The sequence below is a fragment of the Mycolicibacterium brisbanense genome (genome assembly GCF_001570425.1).
GTDB lineage: Bacteria > Actinomycetota > Actinomycetes > Mycobacteriales > Mycobacteriaceae > Mycobacterium > Mycobacterium brisbanense.
On sequence record NZ_BCSX01000021.1, the window covers coordinates 375,934 to 396,670 of the forward strand.

Annotated in this window: 20 protein-coding genes; 14 read left to right on the top strand and 6 right to left on the bottom strand. The window is 67.8% G+C overall.

Annotated elements, in window-relative coordinates; genetic code table 11:
• Positions 1-41: 41 nt before the first annotated feature.
• From RMCB_RS11575 to RMCB_RS11585, 3 genes are all read left to right on the top strand, one after another.
• Positions 42-893 (top strand): DUF1707 domain-containing protein, encoded by an 852-nt coding sequence (locus RMCB_RS11575; protein WP_062828871.1) that lies wholly within the window; start codon positions 42-44, stop codon positions 891-893.
• 173 nt (positions 894-1,066) lie between these two features.
• Entirely contained in the window at positions 1,067-1,612 is a 546-nt protein-coding gene (locus RMCB_RS11580) for a PadR family transcriptional regulator (RefSeq protein ID WP_029371051.1), read from the top strand.
• Positions 1,613-1,676: 64 nt separating this feature from the next.
• Positions 1,677-2,756 (top strand): inositol-3-phosphate synthase, encoded by a 1,080-nt coding sequence (locus RMCB_RS11585; protein WP_029371052.1) that lies wholly within the window; start codon positions 1,677-1,679, stop codon positions 2,754-2,756.
• A gap of 75 nt (positions 2,757-2,831) precedes the next feature.
• On the opposite strand, the gene RMCB_RS11590 is transcribed toward RMCB_RS11585, so the two are convergent.
• Positions 2,832-3,776: a hypothetical protein gene (locus RMCB_RS11590; protein WP_131805511.1), complete on the bottom strand. Its 945-nt coding sequence runs from the start codon at positions 3,774-3,776 to the stop codon at positions 2,832-2,834.
• Positions 3,777-3,868: 92 nt separating this feature from the next.
• On the opposite strand from RMCB_RS11590, the gene RMCB_RS11595 reads away from it, so the two are divergent.
• The 5 genes from RMCB_RS11595 (at position 3,869) to RMCB_RS11615 (ending at position 8,608) form a co-directional block, all read left to right on the top strand.
• Entirely contained in the window at positions 3,869-4,666 is a 798-nt protein-coding gene (locus RMCB_RS11595) for an LLM class F420-dependent oxidoreductase (RefSeq protein WP_062828873.1), read from the top strand.
• Positions 4,667-4,763: 97 nt separating this feature from the next.
• Positions 4,764-5,429 (top strand): GntR family transcriptional regulator, encoded by a 666-nt coding sequence (locus tag RMCB_RS11600; protein WP_029371055.1) that lies wholly within the window; start codon positions 4,764-4,766, stop codon positions 5,427-5,429.
• A gap of 44 nt (positions 5,430-5,473) precedes the next feature.
• Entirely contained in the window at positions 5,474-7,243 is a 1,770-nt protein-coding gene (locus RMCB_RS11605) for an ABC transporter substrate-binding protein/permease (protein ID WP_062828874.1), read from the top strand.
• Complete coding sequence (locus RMCB_RS11610; protein ID WP_029371057.1) at positions 7,243-7,980, top strand: amino acid ABC transporter ATP-binding protein; 738 nt, start codon at positions 7,243-7,245, stop codon at positions 7,978-7,980. The genes RMCB_RS11605 and RMCB_RS11610 overlap by 1 nt, the downstream gene beginning before the upstream one ends.
• A 94-nt stretch (positions 7,981-8,074) precedes the next feature.
• Positions 8,075-8,608: a MarR family winged helix-turn-helix transcriptional regulator gene (locus tag RMCB_RS11615; protein WP_062828875.1), complete on the top strand. Its 534-nt coding sequence runs from the start codon at positions 8,075-8,077 to the stop codon at positions 8,606-8,608.
• 6 nt (positions 8,609-8,614) lie between these two features.
• Here RMCB_RS11615 and ggh read toward each other — a convergent pair whose 3' ends face one another.
• Positions 8,615-9,955 (bottom strand): glucosylglycerate hydrolase, encoded by a 1,341-nt coding sequence (ggh, locus tag RMCB_RS11620; RefSeq protein WP_029371059.1) that lies wholly within the window; start codon positions 9,953-9,955, stop codon positions 8,615-8,617.
• 75 nt (positions 9,956-10,030) lie between these two features.
• Here ggh and RMCB_RS11625 point away from each other — a divergent pair, with 75 nt between their 5' ends.
• Together RMCB_RS11625 and RMCB_RS11630 are read left to right on the top strand one after the other, a co-directional pair.
• Positions 10,031-10,696, top strand: coding sequence for an SDR family oxidoreductase (locus RMCB_RS11625; protein WP_062828876.1), 666 nt, complete (start codon positions 10,031-10,033; stop codon positions 10,694-10,696).
• Positions 10,696-11,328 (top strand): maleylpyruvate isomerase family mycothiol-dependent enzyme, encoded by a 633-nt coding sequence (locus RMCB_RS11630; protein ID WP_062828936.1) that lies wholly within the window; start codon positions 10,696-10,698, stop codon positions 11,326-11,328. Before RMCB_RS11625 ends, RMCB_RS11630 begins: the two co-directional genes overlap by 1 nt.
• Here the strand turns inward: RMCB_RS11630 and leuS are convergent.
• Positions 11,312-14,170 carry a leucine--tRNA ligase gene (gene leuS, locus RMCB_RS11635; RefSeq protein ID WP_062828935.1) on the bottom strand — a complete coding sequence of 953 codons (2,859 nt, stop codon included), beginning with the start codon at positions 14,168-14,170 and terminating at the stop codon, positions 11,312-11,314. The two genes, RMCB_RS11630 and leuS, sit on opposite strands and share 17 nt — an antisense overlap.
• Positions 14,171-14,450: 280 nt before the next feature.
• Here leuS and RMCB_RS11640 point away from each other — a divergent pair, with 280 nt between their 5' ends.
• Together RMCB_RS11640 and RMCB_RS11645 are read left to right on the top strand one after the other, a co-directional pair.
• Complete coding sequence (locus RMCB_RS11640) at positions 14,451-15,398, top strand: LpqN/LpqT family lipoprotein (protein WP_062828877.1); 948 nt, start codon at positions 14,451-14,453, stop codon at positions 15,396-15,398.
• 59 nt (positions 15,399-15,457) lie between these two features.
• Positions 15,458-15,814 (top strand): hypothetical protein, encoded by a 357-nt coding sequence (locus RMCB_RS11645; protein ID WP_029371064.1) that lies wholly within the window; start codon positions 15,458-15,460, stop codon positions 15,812-15,814.
• Positions 15,815-15,821: 7 nt separating this feature from the next.
• On the opposite strand, the gene RMCB_RS11650 is transcribed toward RMCB_RS11645, so the two are convergent.
• A complete protein-coding gene (locus RMCB_RS11650) occupies positions 15,822-16,427 on the bottom strand; it encodes a YqgE/AlgH family protein (protein WP_029371065.1) in 606 nt (201 codons plus the stop codon).
• A gap of 139 nt (positions 16,428-16,566) precedes the next feature.
• Here RMCB_RS11650 and RMCB_RS11655 point away from each other — a divergent pair, with 139 nt between their 5' ends.
• Complete coding sequence (locus tag RMCB_RS11655; protein WP_062828937.1) at positions 16,567-17,853, top strand: MFS transporter; 1,287 nt, start codon at positions 16,567-16,569, stop codon at positions 17,851-17,853.
• Positions 17,854-17,874: 21 nt separating this feature from the next.
• Complete coding sequence (locus RMCB_RS11660) at positions 17,875-18,651, top strand: TIGR03084 family metal-binding protein (RefSeq protein ID WP_062828878.1); 777 nt, start codon at positions 17,875-17,877, stop codon at positions 18,649-18,651.
• An 84-nt stretch (positions 18,652-18,735) separates the two neighbouring features.
• On the opposite strand, the gene RMCB_RS11665 is transcribed toward RMCB_RS11660, so the two are convergent.
• Positions 18,736-19,272, bottom strand: a complete 537-nt coding sequence (locus tag RMCB_RS11665) for a hypothetical protein (RefSeq protein WP_062828879.1) — start codon at positions 19,270-19,272, stop codon at positions 18,736-18,738.
• Positions 19,273-19,290: 18 nt separating this feature from the next.
• A complete protein-coding gene (locus RMCB_RS11670; RefSeq protein ID WP_062828880.1) occupies positions 19,291-20,730 on the bottom strand; it encodes a CCA tRNA nucleotidyltransferase in 1,440 nt (479 codons plus the stop codon).
• Positions 20,731-20,737 lie beyond the last annotated feature (7 nt).

The following is a 20,737-nucleotide window of genomic DNA, read 5'->3' on the forward strand; positions in this document are numbered from 1 at the left end:
TCATCGGCGTGGCAACAAGGCAATCCTCCCCCCGAAGCGCCATGACGCGGGCCAAGGACAGCGACCGCAACGACATCTGCAAAGTGCTCGACAGCGCTCTGGAAGAAGGTCAGCTGTCGATGGAGGAGCACCGCCAGCGGGTCAGCGCGGCCACCAACGCGACCACGCTCGGGCAGCTGGCCGACCTCGTGGAGGACCTTCAGAACGCCAACGCCCCGGTACAGCCGCCGACGCTGAGCGAACCGCGGGTGCGTCGCCTGCCGGGACCGGCCCGCGCCGGGTGGGGCCTGCGCCTGGCGATGGCCGTGGTGCTGGTGCTGTTGGGCATCGGTATCGGCTGGGGCCTGTACGGCAACACCACCTCCCCGCTGAGCTTCACCACCGATCCGGGCGCCAAGTCCGACGGCATCCCCGCCAAGGTGCTCACCTCGCCACGCCAGCTGCTCTCGCTCGGCGGGTTCAACGGGCTGTTCGAGCAGATGCGCAAGAAATTCGGCGACACCACGGGCTACGAGCTGCAGATCCGGGAGGACTGGGCCACCGTGGACCGCGCCGACCCCAACGACAACCGCCGCAAGATCGAGTACGACTACCGCGGCGGCTGGGGCGACCCCAGCTCGTCGTCGCCCAGCGCGCTCAGTGACGGGGACCGCCTCGTCGACCTGGCCAAGTTCAACTTCGACGCGATCATCGGCATGCTGCGCGGCGCCCCGGAATCCCTCAACGTGCCGAGGGCCGACGTGAAGTACACCTGGGTGGAGATCACGCCGTCGAAGGATCCGGCGACGCCCGATGCGGTGAACGTCACCATTCGCGTCAGTGGTGATTTCGGTGGCGGCTACATGGTTCTGGCGCCCGACGGCACACCCAAAGAGGTCTACGCCAAGAAGTAACCGACCCGGTCTGAGCTGCGCCCCGCGTCGAAACCCCAGGTCGGCCCGATCGAGCGGACAAATGTAGAACTTTGGCAATCCGTTTGTCACGCAATATATCGGCGCGATACAGTGGCACGAGGTGTTGATCCGTCGTAGCGATCGGCACATGTCCTGTCGAGGGGGTGATTTCGGTGCTGGAGCTCGCCATCCTGGGTCTTCTGCTCGAATCTCCCATGCACGGCTACGAGCTGCGTAAACGCTTGACGGGTCTACTTGGCGCCTTCCGGGCCTTCTCGTACGGTTCGCTCTACCCGGCACTGCGACGCATGCAGACCGACGGGCTGATCGTCGAGGACGCGGCGCCGCTCGGGTCGACCAAGGTGCGCCGCGCGCGCCGGGTTTACCAGCTCACCGACGCCGGTAAGGAACGGTTCGCGGAGCTGGTGGCTGATACCGGCCCACAGAACTACTCCGACGACGGATTCGGGGTGCACCTCGCTTTCTTCAACCGCACCCCGGCCGAGGCCAGGATGCGGATTCTGGAGGGGCGCCGTCGTCAGGTAGAGGAACGCCGGGAAGGTCTGCGCGAAGCCGTGGCGCGGGCCAGCAGCTCGTTCGACCGCTACACCCGTCAGCTCCACCAGTTGGGGCTGGAGTCCAGCGAGCGCGAAGTGAAATGGCTCAACGAATTGATCGCGGCTGAACGACTGGGTCAAAGCCGCCCAGACAACCCGTAGGCGCAGCCCGGCCCAGAACCCAGGCCACTGCCGAGCAGTACCGAATTGAGTAAGGAGACCGTCCATGTCTGAGCACGCAGGAGATATCCGGGTCGCCATTGTCGGCGTCGGTAACTGCGCGTCGTCCCTGGTCCAGGGCGTGCAGTACTACCAGAACGCCGACGAGAACACCACCGTGCCCGGGCTGATGCACGTGAAGTTCGGCCCGTACCACGTCCGCGACGTGAAGTTCGTCGCCGCGTTCGACGTGGACGCCAAGAAGGTCGGGTTCGACCTGGCCGAGGCGATCTTCGCCTCCGAGAACAACACCATCAAGATCGCCGACGTGCCGCCGAGCGACGTCATCGTGCAGCGCGGCCCGACCCTTGACGGCATCGGCAAGTACTACGCCGACACCATCGAGGTGTCCGATGCCGACCCGGTCGACGTCGTCAAGACCCTCAAGGACGCCAAGGTCGACGTGCTGGTGTCCTACCTGCCCGTGGGCTCCGAAGAAGCCGACAAGTTCTATGCCCAGTGCGCCATCGACGCGGGTGTCGCGTTCGTCAACGCACTGCCGGTGTTCATCGCCTCGGACCCCGTGTGGGCCAAGAAGTTCGCCGATGCCGGCGTCCCGATCGTCGGCGACGACATCAAGAGCCAGGTCGGCGCCACCATCACCCACCGCGTGATGGCCAAGCTGTTCGAGGATCGTGGCGTGCAGCTCGATCGCACCATGCAGCTCAACGTCGGCGGCAACATGGACTTCCTGAACATGCTCGAGCGGGAGCGCCTGGAATCCAAGAAGATCTCCAAGACCCAGGCCGTCACCAGCAACCTGCAGCGCGAGTTCAAGACCAAGGACGTGCACATCGGCCCGTCCGACCACGTCGGCTGGCTCGACGACCGCAAGTGGGCCTACGTGCGCCTGGAAGGTCGCGCCTTCGGTGACGTGCCGCTGAACCTGGAGTACAAGCTCGAGGTGTGGGACTCGCCGAACTCGGCGGGCGTGATCATCGACGCTGTGCGTGCCGCCAAGATCGCCAAGGACCGCGGCATCGGTGGCCCGGTCGAGGCGGCCTCGGCCTACCTCATGAAGAGCCCGCCCAAGCAGCTGCCGGACGATGTCGCCCGCGCCCAGCTGGAGACCTTCATCGAAGGCTGATTTTCGTTGGCTCTGCGCCCAGGGTGTGTGCCTCTGGCACATCAACGCCCTGGGCGCAGAGTCGTTTTCGGGCTCTCAGGGAAACGCCCAGCTCTCGGTCGGTGTGACCACGAAACCGTGAGGCGCCGACTGCGCGCCGTCGTAGCAGGCGACGCCGCCGCCGTACAACGCCATGCACAGTCCCGAGTCGCCGTAGCCCTCGACGGCCAGCCCCTGGTCGAGATGAGCTACGGGGCCGGGATATTGGGGCTCGATCGACTGCTCGGCATGACTCCACACCAGCTCGGAAAGGTCGAGCGCAACGCGGTTGACCGCACCGCGGCCCGGAATCTTTCCCTGACAATGGATTCGGACTCCTGAGTACGCCGTGAGATCGCAACGAAGGCCACCGTCGACATCGAAGTACCGGGTGATGTTCTTGGCGCCGTCACCCACCGTATAGTCCGTCACGCCGTCGATGGCGTAGCGGCGAGGATCGGGAAAAGCATTGGGCAGACCCGGGACTGGGCTCAGTGCCGTGGTGCCCGCCTCGGTCACGAACCCGGTCGTCGGCTCACCGGCAACCCGGCACGCCGTCAACTGTGCAGGCCCGACAACACATTCCGACCCTCCCGCGGCCAGCCTGGAACCGGGCGGCAACAGTCGCGCCTGTGGTGGCGGCTTCACCGTCGTCTTCATGAACCAGGCCGGCTGACCGAACCGCACCGTCACCGCGTTGGCTGCCGCGGGGGCACCGGGAATGGTTCCGTAACAAGAGATTTCGGACGAGCCGAAGCCACATGAGGCCCCCGTGGGGGTGGCGAACCAGACGCCGGGCCCTGGCAGGGCGTATGTCTCCTCCGGCACGGCGGCGAAGTCGTCGAAACGGGGAAAGTTCGGTGTGGCCGCGGACGGCGGCGGGGTCGGCGGTGACGCGTGTTCAGAGGTGTTTGACGGCGCAGGCCCGGAGGGGCTCTGGCAGCCGGCAACCGCCGTGGCGATCAGAAGCGCTGCCCATACCGTCCTACTCAGTTGCCGCACGATGCCCAGCGTATTCGCGGTCCCGGCCCCGTCACGACGGCAAAACTCGGGCATCGCCGGGCTCGGCGGGCATGAATGGATAACGTGAAACGATGACCTCACCCATTCGTATCGGCGTCCAGCTGCAGCCGCAGCACTCCCCCACCTACAACTACATCCGCGACGCGGTCCGGCGCTGCGAGGACATCGGCGTCGACATCGCGTTCAACTGGGATCACTTCTTCCCGCTCTACGGCGATCCCGACGGTGCACACTACGAATGCTGGACGATGCTCGGTGCGTGGGCCGAGCAGACGTCGCGCATCGAGATCGGCGCACTGGTGAGCTGCAACTCGTACCGCAACCCCGAACTGCTCGCCGACATGGCGCGCACGGTCGACCACATCAGCGATGGACGGCTCATCCTCGGCATCGGATCTGGTTGGAAACAAAAGGATTACGACGAGTACGGCTACGACTTCGGCACGGCGGGCAGCCGGCTCGACGATCTGACTGCCGCGCTCCCGCGGATCCGGGCCCGCCTGGCCAAGCTCAACCCGGCCCCCACCCGCGACATCCCGATCCTGATCGGCGGGCAGGGCGAACGCAAGACCCTGCGCCTGGTCGCCGAGCATGCCGACATGTGGCATGCGTTCGTCGACCGCACCACCTACCCGGGCAAGGCAGCAGTGCTCGGTGAGCACTGCGCGAGCATCGGGCGCGATCCGGAAACCATCGTGCGGTCCGCCGGCGTGCAGGACGACGGCGGGATCGACGCCATGCTCGCCGAGGCCGATGCGCTCGCTGACCTGGGCGTCACGATCCTCACCATCGGCGTCAACGGCCCCGATTACGACCTGAGTTCGGCCGAGGCGCTGGTTCGCTGGCGGGACGGGCGCAACGGCGGCTGATACGAATTCCGTCGTCCAGACGTACGACAAATATCGCTGCGCCGCCCATTGCATGCGACACTCTGCGCATCGGTGTCACAGAAGGGGGCTCACCGGGGTGCCGAAGAAGTACGGGGTGAAGGAAAAAGACCAGGTGGTGACCCACATCATCAACCTGGTGATGACCGGCAAGCTGCGCACCGGCGACCGGATCGACCGCAATGAAATCGTGCGCGATCTCGGCCTGAGCCGGGTCCCCATCCAGGAGGCCGTCGTGCAGCTGGAGCACGACGGCATCCTGTCCACGCGGTATCACCGCGGCGCCTTCGTATCCCGGTTCGACGAGGCCACCGTGGCCGAGCACCACGAGCTGTACGGCATCCTCAACGGCATCGCCTCAGCGCGCTGCGCCACCAACCCGACCCCGCGGATCCTTGCCCATCTCGACGACACCTTGCGCATCATGCGCACAGCCAAGGACAACCGGTCGTTTCAGGAGGCCTGCTGGCTCTACCGCGACGCGATCAACGACGAGTACGCCGGACCACGGCTGCAGGCGACCATCCGGGCAGGCAAAAGCTTTGCGCCCATCGAGTTCTGGGTTGGTTATCCGCGGGCCAAGACCGACTTCCTGCAGAGCTATGAGGACGAAACCGCGGCCATCCACGCCCAGGATCCGCAGGGCGCGCAGAACGCCTGCGTGCAGCGCGCCAACCAGATGGCGCAGATCATGATCTCCGAGTTGACCCGCCGCGGGGTGTTCGGCGACTTGCGGTCGCCTTGAGCAGAACCCCGCACTGCTGCGGGCGTGACCACTAGGTTGCAACGATGAGCATCAGACGGTTACCGGCGCTGATGGCATCGATCCTGATGGTCATGGGGTTGACGCTGGCAGGCCCGGTCCGCGCCGATACCGATCAGTGCGCGCCACCCGGAATCAATAGCGCCAGTGCGCTGCCGACCAACCTCGCGGCTGCCGCCACGGGTCCAGGCGCCGACAAATACACGACCCCGACGGTGCAGCCGCTCGACACGGTCAAGCTGGACAGCCTCGGCCTGGGAACGCCCGGCGTGCTGACCGTCGGCACCCTCTCGGACGCCCCGCCCAGCATCTGCATCAATGCCAGCGGACAGTTCACCGGTTTCGACAACGAACTGCTGCGGGCCGTGGCAGACAAACTGGGCCTGAAGACCAACTTCGTCGGCACGGAGTTCTCGGGGCTGCTGGCGCAGACCGCGGCCCGGCGGTTCGACGTCGCGTCGTCGTCCATCACGACCACCGACGCCCGCAGGCGCACTGTCGGATTCACCAACGGCTATGACTTCGGCTACTTCTCGCTCGTGGTGCCCACGGGTTCGCCGATCACCGGATTCGGCAAGCTCGCGGCGGGACAGCGCATCGGCGTGGTGCAGGGCACCGTGCAGGAGGCCTACGTCGTCGACACCCTGCATCTGGAACCGGTGAAGTTCCCCGATTACGCGACTGTCTACGCGAGCCTCAAGACCCGCCAGATCGACGCCTGGGTCGCGCCGTCGCAGCAGGCCTCGGGCACCGTCCAGCCCGGCGATCCCGCCCAGATCGTCGAAAACACCTTCAGCTTGGACAATTTCGTCGCATGGGCGGTGGCCAAGGAGAACCGGCCGCTGATCGACGCGCTGAACTCCGGGCTCGACGCCGTGATCGCCGACGGCACCTGGGCCCGGCTGTACTCGGACTGGGTGCCCCGCGCCCTGCCGCCGGGCTGGAAGCCCGGCTCGAAGGCCGCGCCGCTGCCGCAACTGCCCGACTTCAGCGCGATCGCCGGCGCCCGCGAGAAATCCCCCGATAAGGGTCCCGCGGCACCGAAATCCACGCTGTCACAGTTGGCCGACTCGTTCCTGGACTGGGACCTGTACAAGCACGCGATCCCCATCCTGTTCAAGACCGGCCTGCCCAACACCGTCATCCTGACGATCTCCGCGAGCATCATCGGGCTGGTACTCGGGATGGGTCTGGCGGTCGCCGGCATCTCGCGGTCGCGATGGCTGCGCTGGCCGGCCCGCGTCTACACCGACATCTTCCGCGGGCTGCCCGAAGTGGTGATCATCTTGCTGATCGGCCTGGGCATCGGCCCGGTGGTCGGCTCACTCACCGGCAACAACCCGTACCCGCTCGGCATCGCCGCACTCGGGTTGATGGCCGCGGCCTACATCGGGGAGATCTTCCGGTCGGGCATCCAGAGCGTCGAGGCCGGACAGCTGGAAGCGTCACGCGCACTGGGCTTCAGCTATACCGCGTCGATGCGACTGGTGGTGATCCCGCAGGGCGTGCGGCGCGTGTTGCCCGCGCTGATGAACCAGTTCATCTCCCTGCTGAAAGCGTCATCGTTGGTGTATTTCCTGGGGTTGGTGGCCAGCCAGCGCGAGCTGTTCCAGGTGGGCCGCGACCTCAACGCGCAGACCGGCAACCTGTCCCCGCTCGTGGCGGCCGGGTTGTTCTACCTGCTGCTGACCATTCCACTGACCCACCTGGTCAACTTCGTCGACAACCGGCTGCGCCGCGGCAGGCCACCCGCCGAGGAAGACCCCGTGGCGGCCGTCGAGCAGGAGATGATCTGATGCCGGGTTCCGAACCAGTCTCGTTGACCGCCAAGGGAATCAAGCTTTCCTTCGGGCCGAACGCGGTGCTGCGCGGGGTTGACCTGGATGTGCCTGCCGGCACCACCACCGCCATCATCGGACCGTCGGGTTCCGGAAAATCCACCTTGCTGCGCACCCTGAACCGTCTCTACGAGCCCGACGCCGGCGACATCCTGCTCGACGGGCGTTCCGTGCTGGCCGACAATCCCGACCAGTTGCGCCAACGCATCGGCATGGTGTTCCAACAGTTCAACCTGTTCCCGCACCGAAGCGTCCTCGACAACGTGACACTGGGCCCGCGCAAGCTCAAGGGCCTCGACGCCGACGCGGCCCGCGAGCTGGGGCTTGCACAGCTGGATCGAGTCGGCTTGCGGCACAAGGCCGATGTCCGGCCCGCCACGCTCTCGGGTGGTCAGCAACAGCGCGTCGCCATCGCGCGGGCGCTGGCGATGGCACCGCAGGTGATGTTCTTCGACGAGGCCACCTCGGCACTGGACCCTGAACTGGTCAAGGGCATCCTGGCGTTGATGGCGGACCTCGCCTCCGACGGGATGACCATCGTGGCGGTCACCCACGAGATGGGTTTCGCCCGGTCGACGGCGGACACCGTGGTGTTCATGGATCACGGCACGGTCGTCGAATCGGGCAGCCCGGAACACATCTTCTCCGCCGCCGAGACCGACCGGCTGCGACGCTTCCTGTCCCAGGTGCTGTGAACGATCGAAGGACACGCTGTGAATTGACGCGCGAGTTTGGCAAACCGCGCAAGCTGGCGTCGTGTCAGGTGCAGACAGGTTAGACTAGCGAACTATGGTGGAGACCGAATCCCAGGTCACCGAGCTTGCAGGGGAACTGCAGCGGGTGCTCTCCAAGGTTTTCTCGGTGCTGCGCCGCGGAGACACGCACAAGGGCACGGCCGGTGAACTCACACTGGCTCAGCTGTCCATCCTGCTGACCCTTCTGGATCAGGGCCCGATCCGCATGACCGAACTCGCCGCCCGCGAGCGGGTGCGCACCCCCACCACGACCGTCGCGATCCGCCGACTCGAGAAGCTCGGCCTGGTCAAACGCTCACGTGACCCGTCGGACCTGCGGGCCGTACTCGTCGACGTCACGCCGCGCGGCCTCGTGCAGCACCGCGAATCCCTCGCAGCGCGCCGCGCCGACCTCGCGAACCGGCTCGCCCGGCTCAGCAGTGAGGATCTGGAAACCCTGGCCAAGGCACTCGCTCCGCTGGAGCGGCTGGCCGGGCAGGACCCCGAGGACCAGGGCGGCTCGAACAACGCCGAGCACCCTGACAAAGCGGACAGCGCAGCAAATTCGGACTGCCCCGGCTGCGGCTGAGCCCGCTCAGCCCAGCCAGTCCAGCACCGCCGCGGCGGTCCACGACTGCTGCATGCTGCCCAACGGCTCGCCGGTGAACGGCTCGTAGTACTCGGCGAACGTGCCGTCGCTGGCCTGCCGCAGCCCTTCCCGGCGCAGCGCCGACGCGCGCTCGGCCCAGCCCCGCCGCGCGAAGCACCACGAGAACAGCCACGTCACCACCGGCCACACCGGGCCGCGCCAGTATTCCCTTGGCCGGAAATCGCGCGACACCGGCGACGTCGAGGGGATCAACGCGTAACGCAGGTCCGGATGCCCGCAGAAGCGCGGCCCTTCCAGCAGTCGCAGCAGCGCCCGCTCCCGCTGGTGCGGCAACCCGCCACACAGCAGCGGCGCGAACTGCGCGACGGTCTCGGTGGCCACCCACTTCTTGGTCCGCAGGTCGTAATCCCTTGCCGCACCGGTCCGTTCATCGGTGGTCTCCACCACGCCCGCCCGGAACCGGTCGGCCCACGCGTAGAGATCGCGTACGTCGGCGTTGGGGCGCTTGTAGTCCTCGCCGATCTCGGCGAGCACCTGACAGGCCACCGAGAAGATCGCCGAGACGAACACATCCTCGACCGCGAAGCTCATCACTTTGGGCAGCAGATGGTCTTCGTAGCGCACAGATTTCATCTCCTCGAGCAGCCACAGATAGCGGTCGTACTCGAGGTCCGACGGCCGCTGGCTGGCGTCGGTGACGATCGTGTTGTCCTCCCGCTGATACTCCGGCACCGTGCCGGGAATCACGTTGGCGTAGGCGCTGTCCCACCGCGGCGAGTTGTCCATGCCGGACTCCCAGCCGTGATACAGCGTGATGCGGCCACGGCCGTTCTGATCGCGGCACTCGGCCAACCAGCGGTGCCAGCGCACCAGGTCGTCCCAGCGCCGGTCCAGGAACGACGCCGCGAGCGCCCGCGTGGACCTGCCGCGGGTGCGGGCGTTGTCCAGGATGCGCTGCACCGCGATGGCGTGTACGGGCGGCTGGGTGATCCCGGACGTGTGGTGGGTGCGGGGCGCGTTGGCCGCCAGCGCCGAAGTGGCCCACCGCGCCGGGCCGGGGAAGTAACCGTCGACGCCGTTGGCGAAGACGATGTGCGGGATCATCCCGTTGTGCCACTGCGCCGAGAGCAGGGTGTCCAGTTCCACCACGGCACGCTCGACGCTCAACGGCGCCAGCCCGATTGCGACGAATGCGGCATCCCAGCTCCACATGTGCGGATACAGCAAGGGCGCAGCGGTGGTCATCACGCCGAGGTCGTTGCCGCGCAGCAGATAGGCGGCGCGGGCGGCGAGCTGCGTGGGGGCGAAGCTGGGATCCGGTGGCATCCCTACCATCATGCGACGCGCGCGCGAAACTCGCAGGCTCGGTGGCCGCCGGCTCGTCTCAGTAGAGTTGCCAACGTGCCCACCGCGTTGATCACCGGGGCCGGCGGCGGCATCGGCTCAGCCATCGCCGCTGCCCTCGCACCCACCCACACCCTGCTGCTGGCCGGCCGCCCGTCAGCTCGGCTCGATGCGCTGGCCGAGCGCCTCGGAGCGCCGACCTGGCCGCTGGACCTGGCCGACCAGGATTCCATCGAGGCCAGCTCCGAGGTGCTCGCCGAGCTCGACGTGCTGGTGCACAACGCAGGCGTGCTCTATCCCGGCCGGGTCGGCGAGTCGTCCGCCGAGGAATGGCGGGCCAGCTTCGAGATCAACGTCACCGGCGCCGTGGCGCTGACGCTCGCGCTGCTGCCTGCCCTGCGGGCAGCCCGCGGACACGTGGTGTTCATCAATTCTGGTGCTGGACAAAAGGTTTCACCGGGCATGGCGTCGTACTCGGCGAGTAAGTTCGCGCTGCGCGCGTTCGCCGACTCGCTGCGCGATGACGAGCCGGCCCTGCGCGTGACGTCGATCTTCCCCGGGCGGACCGACTCCGACATGCAACGCGATCTCGTGGCATACGAGGAACGCGAGTATCACCCGGACCACTTCCTGCGCCCGGAAACCGTCGCGGGCCTGGTCGCCACGGCCGTCACCACCCCACCCGACGGGCATGTGCACGAGATCGTGGTCCGGCCCGGGTGATGCCGCTATACCCGGGCGTTCACGCGCAGGCCCGCGCGGAACGCTCGGAGTTCGTGGCACTGCTACAGGATCTGACCCCGCAGCAGTGGGACGCCCCGAGTCTGTGCCAGGGCTGGACCGTGCGCGACGTCGTCGCGCACACCGTCGCCTACCTCGGCCAGAGCCGAATGAGACTGACCGCCAACATGTTCCGTGCGCGCTGGGACATCGACAGGCTCAACGCGGACGGACTTGCCAAGCATGCCGACGCCGGACCTGACGAGTTGGTGAGGCTGATGCGCGCCGGTGTCGAACCGTCCGGAGCCGCCGCCCTGTACCGCGGTCGCGTGGCACTCATCGAATGCCTGATCCACCAGCAGGACATCCGCCGGCCCCTCGGCCTGCCGCGGGTCATCCCTGCCGACCGATTGCGCGCGGCGCTGACCTATGCGCGGATCAGCCCCGTCATCGGCGGTGCACGCCGCACCCGCGGGCTGCGCCTGATCGCAACCGATATCGATTGGTCCGCCGGCAGCGGCACCGAACTGCGCGGACCTGGCGAGGCGCTGCTGCTGGCGATGACCGGCCGGACCGTGGCGGTGGCCGGCGAGCTCGCCGGTCCGGGCTCCTCGGAGCTCAGACGACGAGGTTGACCAGCCGCCCGGGCACGACGATGACCTTCTTGGGCGTCTTCCCGTCGAGGAACGCCTGCACCTTCTCGTCGGCCAAGGCCGCAGCCTCCAGCGCCGCCGTGTCCGCGTCGGCAGGCACGGTGACCTTGCCGCGCACCTTGCCGTTGACCTGAACCGGCATCTCGACGGTGTCGTCGACCAGGTAGGCCGGGTCGGCGACCGGGAACGGCCCATGGGCCAGCGAGGTGTCGTGGCCCAGCCGCTTCCACAGCTCCTCGGCCAGGTGCGGCGCCAGCGGCGCCAGCATCAACACCAGTGGCTCGAGCGCATCGCGCGACGACACGCCCTCCTTGGTGAGGTGGTTGGTGTACTCGATCAGCTTGGCGACGGCGGTGTTGTTGCGCAGTGCCGCATAGTCTTCGGTCACCCCGGCGATGGTCCGGTGCAGGATCCGCAGCGTCGCGTCGTCGAGCGCCTCGTGCTCGGCGACACGTTCGGTGCCGGTGGTCTCGTCGATCACCGCGCGCCAGACCCGCTGCAGGAAGCGATGAGAGCCGACGACATCCTTGGTCGCCCACGGCCGCGACGCCTCCAGCGGACCCATCGACATCTCGTACACGCGCAAGGTATCCGCGCCGTACTCGTCGCAGATCTCGTCCGGCGAGACCGAGTTCTTCAGGCTCTTGCCGATCTTGCCGAACTCCTGGTTGACCTCGTTGTCCTCGTAGTAGAACTTGCCGTCCCGTTCGACGACCTCGGCGGCAGGCACATAGCTGCCCCGCGAGTCGGTGTAGGCGAACGCCTGGATGTAGCCCTGGTTGACCAGACGTCGATACGGCTCGCGTGACGTCACGTAGCCCAGGTCGTAGAGCACCTTGTGCCAGAACCGCGAGTACAGCAGGTGCAGCACCGCATGCTCGACACCGCCGACGTACAGGTCCACGCCGCCGGGATCGTCGGGACCGTGCAACTCGGGACGCGGACCCATCCAGTAGGCCTCGTTGGCCTTGTCGCAGAACTCTTCCGAGTTGTGCGGGTCGGCGTAGCGCAGCTCGTACCACGAGCTACCGGCCCACTGCGGCATCACGTTGGTGTCGCGGGTGTAGCTCTGCAGGCCGTCACCGAGATCCAGCTCGACATGCACCCATTCGGTCGCCTTGTTCAAGGGCGGGGACGGTTCGCTGCTCGCGTCGTCCGGGTCGAACAACACCGGCGAATAGTCGGGAACGTCCGGAAGTTCCACCGGCAGAGCTGATTCCGGCAGGGGGTGGGCCTGACCGTCGGCGTCGTAGACGATCGGGAACGGCTCACCCCAGTACCGCTGCCGGGCGAACAGCCAGTCCCGCAACTTGTATTCGATGCGGCGCTGCCCGCGGCCCGCGGCCTCGAGGTGCTCGATGATGGTGGCCTTGGCCGTCTCGATGTCCAGCCCGTCGAGATAGTCGGAGTTCACCATGGTGCCCTCGCCGGTGTAGGCGGACTCCGAGATGTCGCCGCCTGCAACCACTTCCACGATGGGCAAGCCGAATTCGGTGGCGAAGTCCCAGTCGCGCTGATCGCCACCGGGCACCGCCATGATCGCCCCGGTGCCGTAACCGATCAGCACGTAGTCGGCGATGAAGATCGGGATCTTGTGATCGTTGACCGGATTGGTGGCGTAAGCACCCAGGAACACACCTGTCTTGGTCTTGTTCTCCTGACGCTCGAGATCGGACTTCGCCGCGATCGCGGCCCGGTACGCGGCGACGGCGGCCGTCGGAGAATCGGCCCCGTAGGTCCACCGGCTGTCCACGCCGTCCGGCCATGAGGCGGCGGTCAGCTTTTCGACCAGCGGATGTTCGGGCGCCAACACCAGATAGGTCGCGCCGAACAGGGTGTCCGGACGCGTGGTGAACACCTCGACGTCGCCCGCGTCGGTCGCGAAGTGCACCTGCGCGCCGGTCGAGCGGCCGATCCAGTTGCGCTGCATGGTCTTGACCTTCTCCGGCCAGTCCAGCACGTCGAGATCCTCGAGCAACCGGTCGGAGTAGGCGGTGATCCGCATCATCCACTGCCGCAACCGCTTGCGGAACACCGGGAAATTGCCGCGGTCGCTGCGGCCGTCGGAGGTGACCTCCTCGTTGGCCAGCACGGTGCCGAGGCCCGGGCACCAGTTCACCATCGAATCGGCGCGGTACACCAGGCGATGGGAATCGATGACCGTGGCGCGCTCGGCCCGGGTCAGCTGCGACCACTGCCGGCCGTCGTCCAAAACGCGTGCACCCGAAGCGAACTCGGCCTCCAGCTCCGCGATGGGCCGGGCCTTGTTCTGCTCCGGATCGAACCAGGCGTTGTAGATCTGCAGGAAGATCCACTGGGTCCACTTGTAGAAGTCGACGTCGGTGGTGGCGAAGCTGCGGCGGGTGTCATGGCCCAGGCCCAACCGGCCCAGCTGCCGCCGGAAGTTGACGATGTTGGCCTCGGTGCGGGTCCGCGGATGCGTGCCCGTCTGCACCGCATACTGCTCGGCCGGCAACCCGAACGCGTCGAAGCCCAACGCGTGCAGAACGTTACGGCCCGTCATCCGGTAATACCTGGCGTACACGTCGGTGGCGATGTAGCCCAGCGGATGGCCGACGTGCAGACCCTCACCCGACGGATACGGGAACATGTCCTGCACGAACATCTTGTCGACGGGGACGGCCGAGCCGTCCGTCGGCGCCAGCGTGCCGACCGGGTTGGCGACATTGAAGGTGCCCCGCTCCGTCCAGGTCTGCTGCCAGGCCTGCTCGATCTCCCCGGCCAGTTCCGCGGTGTAGCGGTGCCCCGGGGTATCGCCCGCACGCGAGGAGGACAGATCGCCGCCCGCACGCGAGGAGGACAGATCGCCTTCGCCCGCACGCGAGGTATCGGCGCCTGGCTGGGTGGTTGCGGGTTCGGTCACGCCCAACAGGGTATAAGGCGACCGCTGCGGGACCGAAATGCCAGCTCACCAGCCATCCGCGCGCTCCGAAGGGCACGGCTTGGTATCGGTTCCGTCGCAGCCGTGTCAGGGGTTGATTCCAGGTCGGTTGAGTGCCTGGTGGCAAACCCGCCACGGTGGATACAGTCGGCGCCTACGCAGGGAAGGGCAGTATCCGCCCCACCTTTGGAAGGACCGAGGAATGATCGAGATTGCCCGCCGTTGGCGGGTTCTGGCAGCTGGACTGGCCGCGGGGATGGCCGGTGTCATCGGCGTGGCGGGTCAGACTGCCTCCGCCGAGCCGCTCCTCCCGCTACCTCCCGCTCCAGGCCCGGCCACCGTGACCCAGCCCGTGACCGTCGCCGCCGCCCCGGCGGGGCTGGCAGGCCCCGTCGCCCCAGGGGTCGCCGCGCCAGGCGTGCCGGGGGCCGCGCTGCCGGTCGCCGCCCCCGCGGCCGCCCCGCAACTGGCCACCCCGGCCATCGTCCCCGCCACTTCCGGCACCATCGCCGACTACTTCAAGAGCAAAGGCGTCAAGCTCGAGCCCCAGGTCAGCCGCAACTTCACGGCGCTGAGCATCGTGCTGCCGATGCCGCAGGGCTGGTCCACGGTGCCCGATCCGAATGTCCCCGACGCCTTCGCGGTGATCGCCGACCGCTCCAGCACCGATCTGTACACACCGAATGCCCAGGTCGTGGTCTACAAGCTCATCGGCAACTTCGACCCGGCCGAAGCGATCAGCCACGGCTATGTCGACAGCCTGCAGCAGATGGCGTGGCAGACCACCGACATGACGATGGGCGACTTCAACGGCTTCCCGTCGTCGTTCATCGAGGGCAGCTACCGGGCTGACAGCCAGACGATCAACACGTCGCGCCGCCATGTGATCGCGACCGTCGGCCCCGACCGCTACCTGGTTTCGCTGTCGGTCAACACCGGCGCGGCCACCCAGGGCGTGTCGGCTGCCGCCGAAGCCGCCGACGCGATCGTGTCCGGATTCAAGGTGAGCGCACCGGGCGCGCCAACCGCACCCGGTGCACCGGCCGCGGCCCCGGCTGCTGCCCCTCCACCCGGTTTGCCCGCGCCTGCGGCCGCCCCCGCACCTGCGCCTGCAGCGGGTTTGCCGCAGCTCCTGGGCCTGCACGGCTAGGTTCCACCCAGCCGAACCCGACCTGACAGGAACCCCATCCGCCTCGTATTGTGTGGCCCATGTTGATCGCCGCGCTGCTTTGCCTGAGCGTCGCCGTGATCGTCGGAATCCTCGGTCTGTGGTTGTTGACCAGGCCGCACTCCGGTGATCCGGTCCGCACCGTGCTGCGAGCGGTGGCCCCCACCCAGCTTGCCGCCGCGGTGATGCTCGCCGCAGGCGGTGTCGCGGCCCTGTCCGCGGAGCCGCGGACAGGCGTCGTGGTGGTGACGGTGTGTGTCGTCGGCGCGGTTGCCACAGTGGCAGCCGGCTGCTGGCAGAGCGCCAAAGTGGTCGCCCGGGCCGAGGCCGCATCGGCCGCCGGCAGTGGCGGTGGATGCACCGGATCGTGCGCCAGCTGCACCTTGTCGTGTAGCTGATCCCGCGTCAGTTGCGGCTGGTGTCGATCGGGTGTGTCGCGAGTAGCGACGTCGGCAGCGGCTGCCGGCGCAGCACCCGGCCCCACAGGTCGATGCGCGGTTCGATCAGGACATCGGACGGCAACGCAGACAGCACGATCCAGTCATCGCGTTCGATCTCACCGTCGAGCTGCCCGATGGTCCAGCCGGAATAGCCCGCGAAGACCCTGACGCCTTCGAGGATCGGGGCGAGGGTGTCCGGGTCGGCGTCGAGATCGACCATCACGATGCGGCCCTGCACATGGCGCAACCCCGGTACCCCGTCGGCGTGCATGCCCACGCGCAGCAGCGCCAGGCACAGCGCGGAATCGCGCTTGACGGGACCGCCGATGAACATGGTCTTGGGCTTGGCGGCCAGCTTGGCCCACTGCGGCAGCACGTTGTAGACCGCGGTCTCGCTGGGCCGGTTCAGCACCACGCCCAACGTGCCACCGGCGTTGTGTTCGACGATGTAGATGACGCTGCGACGGAATGTCGGCTCCAGCAGATCGGTGTTGGCCAGCAGGAGCGTCCCCGGTCGTACCCGGTGCGCCGCAGGCGCGATGAAGTCCTCCGGATCCTCTGACGGCGCCACCCGTCCATCATGTCACCAGCACCGCCGAGACGTGGCGAACAACCACGCGCGGTGCGCAATTTGTAGGGCCAGAAAGTTTGTACTGTGGAACAGGCCGCCCATCGCGGGCTGAACAGCCCCCGAACAGAATGTGATTGCCGTGGTTGACGCTGCCGCCCCCATTGCTCTGTGGCGGTCGCTGCGCGGCATGACGGAGTTCCGCCGGCTGCTGGAGCTACGTGCCGTCAGCCAGTTCGGTGACGGCCTGTTCCAGGCCGGACTGGCCGGCGCGATCCTGTTCAACCCGGAACGGGCCGCGGGACCGTGGGCCATCGCCGGCTCGTTCGCTGTGCTGTACCTGCCCTACTCGCTGCTCGGACCGTTCGCCGGTGCCCTGCTGGACCGCTGGGACCGGCGGCTGGTGATGATCGGAGCCAATCTGGGCCGGCTGCTGCTGGTGATCCTCACCGGCGTGCTGCTGGCCTTCGGCGCCGAAGACGTCGCGGTCCTGCTCGCTGCGCTGATCGCCAACGGGTTCACCCGCTTCGTATCGTCCGGCCTCTCGGCCTCCCTGCCCGATGTGGTGCCCAGCGCCAGCGTCGTCACCATGAATTCGGTCGCGACCGCGATCGGGTCGGCCGCGGCGTTCTTCGGGGCCAACTTCATGCTGCTGCCGAGGTGGCTGTTCGGGGCCAGCGACGCCGGCGCGTCCGTGGTGATCTTCAGCGTGCTGGTGCCGGTCGGCTTGGCGCTGTGGCTGTCGGTGCGATTCGGCCCGCATGTCCTGGGCCCGCACGAAAGCAAACGGACCATCCACGGCTCGGTTGTCTACGCGGTGTCGACGGGGTGGGTGCACGGTGCCCGCACCGTGGCGTCGGTGCCGACCGTCGCAGGCACGCTGGCCGGGCTGGCCGCACACCGGATGGCACTCGGGATCAACACCCTGCTGGTGCTCGTCATCGTGCGGCACACCGACACTCCCACGCAGGTCGCCGGGCTGGGCCTGGGGACAGCGGTGGTGTTTCTCGCCGCAACGGGGTCCGGCGCATTCCTGGCCACGGTCGCCGCACCTGCCGTGATCGCGCGCTTCGGTCGCTATGCCACCGCCAACGGGGCACTGGCATTCGCCGCGGTGGTCCAGCTCGCCGCGATCGGGTTACACCTGCCGGTCATGCTCACGTGCGGCTTCCTGCTCGGTGCCGCGGGCCAGCTGGTGAAGCTGTGCGCGGACTCCGCGATGCAGCTCGACGTCGACGATGCGCTGCGCGGTCATGTCTTCACCGTGCAGGACGCGCTGTTCTGGATCTCGTTCATCACCGCCACCACAGTGACGGCCGCCGTGATTCCGGCCGACGGACAGTCGCCGGGCCTGGTGGTGGCAGGCACGGTGGTCTATCTGGTGGGGCTGGGCATCCACGCGGCGGTGGCCTCGCCGCGGCGCACCTGAGGCCCGTCTACGCTGACCGGCATGTCGACTGCAGAGCAGATCGTGGCCGATCTCCGGGCCGAGTGCGACGAACTCGACGCGCTTGTCGCCGACCTGCCCGCCGATCGGTGGGCCACGGAAACTCCGGCGGCGGGCTGGACCATCGCCCATCAGATCGCCCACCTGTTGTGGACCGACCGGGTCGCGTTGATCTCCGTGACCGATGAGGCCGCGTTCAGCGACGTCGTGGCCGAAGCCATGAAGAATCCCACCGGTTTCGTCGACGCAGGCGCCGAGGAACTCGCGGCCACTCTGCCCGCCGAATTGCTCGCCGACTGGCGCCAGACCCGGGCCCGGTTGCACGACGCGCTGCTGACGGTTCCCGACGGCCGCAAGCTGCCGTGGTTCGGACCGCCGATGAGCGCAGCGTCGATGGCGACGGCCCGGATGATGGAGACATGGGCGCACGGACTCGACGTCGCCGACACGCTCGGGGTGCGCAGACCCGCCACGGCGCGCTTGCGCTCGATCGCCCACATCGGTGTGCGCACGCGCGATTTCGCGTTTACTCTGCACGGCTTGCCGGTGCCTGCCGAGCCGTTCCGGGTGGAGCTGCAGGGTCCCGATGGTGATGTGTGGACATGGGGGCCCGAGGACGCGAAGCAGCGCGTGACGGGTTCGGCCGAGGACTTCTGCCTGCTGGTCACGCAGCGTCGCGCGCCCGCCGAGCTCGACGTGACGGCCGTGGGCGCCGACGCGGCGAAGTGGCTGACCATCGCCCAGGCCTTCGCGGGTCCGCCGGGCCCCGGCCGGGGCTGAGCACTCGACTAGCAATCGCCCCGAAGCCGTCGGCTCTGCGGTGAGGGCGAACAACAGCGAGAGCGTCACGCCCTCAGCGCAGAGTCAAGGCCCAGTAGTGCGATCAGGCGGCTGACCGCGAGCCACTGTGCCTGCCGAGTCGGCCAGACCGTCGCCGTCGCTGTCGATCAACGTGAGATCCCACCGCCCGTCACCGTCGGTGTCGACATAGGCGCGGGCACCGGAGATCACGCGGTCGGCCAGACCGTCGCCGTCAATGTCGAGCAGCTGATCGTCGGCGGTGCCGTCGCCGGCGAAGTCCACGACCGGCAGCCCGGCGGGATGTTCCACACCGTCGAGGTCGAACCAGCGCACCTGCCCGCCGCGGTCCACGCGCAACGCCCAGGTACCCGAGCCATCGTCGGTGAAATAGGTCTCGGCGCGGCCGTCGTCGTCGGTGTCCAGCACCGCGTGCTCGGCGATGCCGTCCCCGTCCAGGTCGGCCATCACATCGTCGAGCCGGCCGTCACCGTCGAGATCCAGGCCAATCCCGTCGGGTGTGCCGTCTCCGTCAATGTCGACCGCGGGCTCGGCACTCCATATCGTGGCCGAGCCGTCGGGATCGCCAAGGCAGTAGTCCATGACTGATCAGACGCACGGTCAGGTCCTCGCGTTCCACCATTCCTGCAGAGCTGCGACGGCCTCGTCGTGTTCGAGCGGGCCGCGCTCCAACCGCAGCTCCTTGAGATACCGCCACGCCTCACCCACCTGCGGGCCCGCGGGGATACCGAGGATGGTCATGATCTCGTTGCCGTCCAGGTCGGGCCGTACCCGCTGCAGGTCCTCCTTGGCGGCCAGCTCGGCGATCCGGGTCTCCAGGTCGTCGTAACTGCTGCGCAGGCGCGCGGCCCGGCGCTTGTTGCGGGTGGTGCAGTCGGCCCGCACCAGCTTGTGCAAGCGCCCGAGCAGTGGTCCGGCGTCGGTGACATAGCGCCGGACCGCCGAATCGGTCCACTTGCCCTCGCCGTATCCGTGGAACCGCAGGTGCAGGTAGACCAGCTGAGAGACGTCGTCGACCATCTGCTTGGAGTACTTGAGCGCGCGCATGCGCTTGCGCACCATCTTGGCGCCGACCACCTCGTGGTGGTGAAAGCTCACGCCACCGTCGGGTTCGTGCTTGCGCGTCGCGGGCTTGCCGATGTCGTGCAGCAACGCGGCCCAGCGCAACACCAGGTCGGGTCCCTCGTCTTCCAGGTCCATGGCCTGACGCAGGACCGTCAGCGAATGCCAGTACACGTCCTTGTGCTGATGGTGCTCATCGATGGCCATCCGCATCTCGCCGACCTCCGGCAGCACCACCGCGCCGAGCCCCGTCTGCACCATCAGATCGACACCCGCGACGGGATCCATGCCCAGCAGCAGCTTGTCGAGTTCGGCGGCGACGCGTTCCGCCGTGATGCGGCCCAACTGGGGCGACATGTCCAGCAGAGCCTCCAGCACGCGCGGCGCGACCGCGAACCCCAGTTGTGACACGAAGCGGGCGGCCCGCAGCATCCGCAGCGGATCGTCCCCGAAGGACACCTGAGGCGCCGACGGGGTGTCGAGTGTCTTGGCCCGCAACGCGGCCAAACCGCCGAGCGGATCACAGAATTCACCCGGGCCGTCCGCCGTGATCCGCACGGCCATGGCGTTGACGGTGAAGTCGCGTCGCACGAGATCGTCGTCGAGGGTGTCCCCGAACTCGACCGTCGGGTTACGGGTCACCTGGTCATAGCTGTCGGCGCGGAACGTGGTGATCTCGATCCGCTGGTCGCCCTTGGCAGCACCGATCGTGCCGAATTGGATTCCGGTGTCCCACAATCCGTCAGCCCAGCCGCGCAGCATCTTCTGCACGGCCTCGGGCCGCGCGTCGGTGGTGAAGTCCAGATCGGTGCCGAGGCGGCCCAGCAACGCGTCGCGCACGCTGCCGCCCACGAGGTAGAGCTCGTGGCCGCCGGCAGCGAACACCTGCCCCAGCCCGCGCAGCAGTTCGCCGTGCTGGTTCAGCGCCACCAGCGCGCGGGCCAGCAGTTCGGCGTCATCGGGTGCGGCATCGGACACGTTCGGA

Coding starts and splice junctions, on each gene's coding strand:
- RMCB_RS11575 (WP_062828871.1), top strand. CDS start 42: ATGACGCGGGCCAAGGACAGCGACCGCAACGACATCTGCAAAGTGCTC.
- RMCB_RS11585 (WP_029371052.1), top strand. CDS start 1,677: ATGTCTGAGCACGCAGGAGATATCCGGGTCGCCATTGTCGGCGTCGGT.
- RMCB_RS11595 (WP_062828873.1), top strand. CDS start 3,869: ATGACCTCACCCATTCGTATCGGCGTCCAGCTGCAGCCGCAGCACTCC.
- RMCB_RS11605 (WP_062828874.1), top strand. CDS start 5,474: ATGAGCATCAGACGGTTACCGGCGCTGATGGCATCGATCCTGATGGTC.
- RMCB_RS11610 (WP_029371057.1), top strand. CDS start 7,243: ATGCCGGGTTCCGAACCAGTCTCGTTGACCGCCAAGGGAATCAAGCTT.
- RMCB_RS11615 (WP_062828875.1), top strand. CDS start 8,075: ATGGTGGAGACCGAATCCCAGGTCACCGAGCTTGCAGGGGAACTGCAG.
- ggh (WP_029371059.1), bottom strand. CDS start 9,955: ATGCCACCGGATCCCAGCTTCGCCCCCACGCAGCTCGCCGCCCGCGCC.
- RMCB_RS11630 (WP_062828936.1), top strand. CDS start 10,696: ATGCCGCTATACCCGGGCGTTCACGCGCAGGCCCGCGCGGAACGCTCG.
- RMCB_RS11640 (WP_062828877.1), top strand. CDS start 14,451: ATGATCGAGATTGCCCGCCGTTGGCGGGTTCTGGCAGCTGGACTGGCC.
- RMCB_RS11645 (WP_029371064.1), top strand. CDS start 15,458: ATGTTGATCGCCGCGCTGCTTTGCCTGAGCGTCGCCGTGATCGTCGGA.
- RMCB_RS11660 (WP_062828878.1), top strand. CDS start 17,875: ATGTCGACTGCAGAGCAGATCGTGGCCGATCTCCGGGCCGAGTGCGAC.
- RMCB_RS11665 (WP_062828879.1), bottom strand. CDS start 19,272: ATGGACTACTGCCTTGGCGATCCCGACGGCTCGGCCACGATATGGAGT.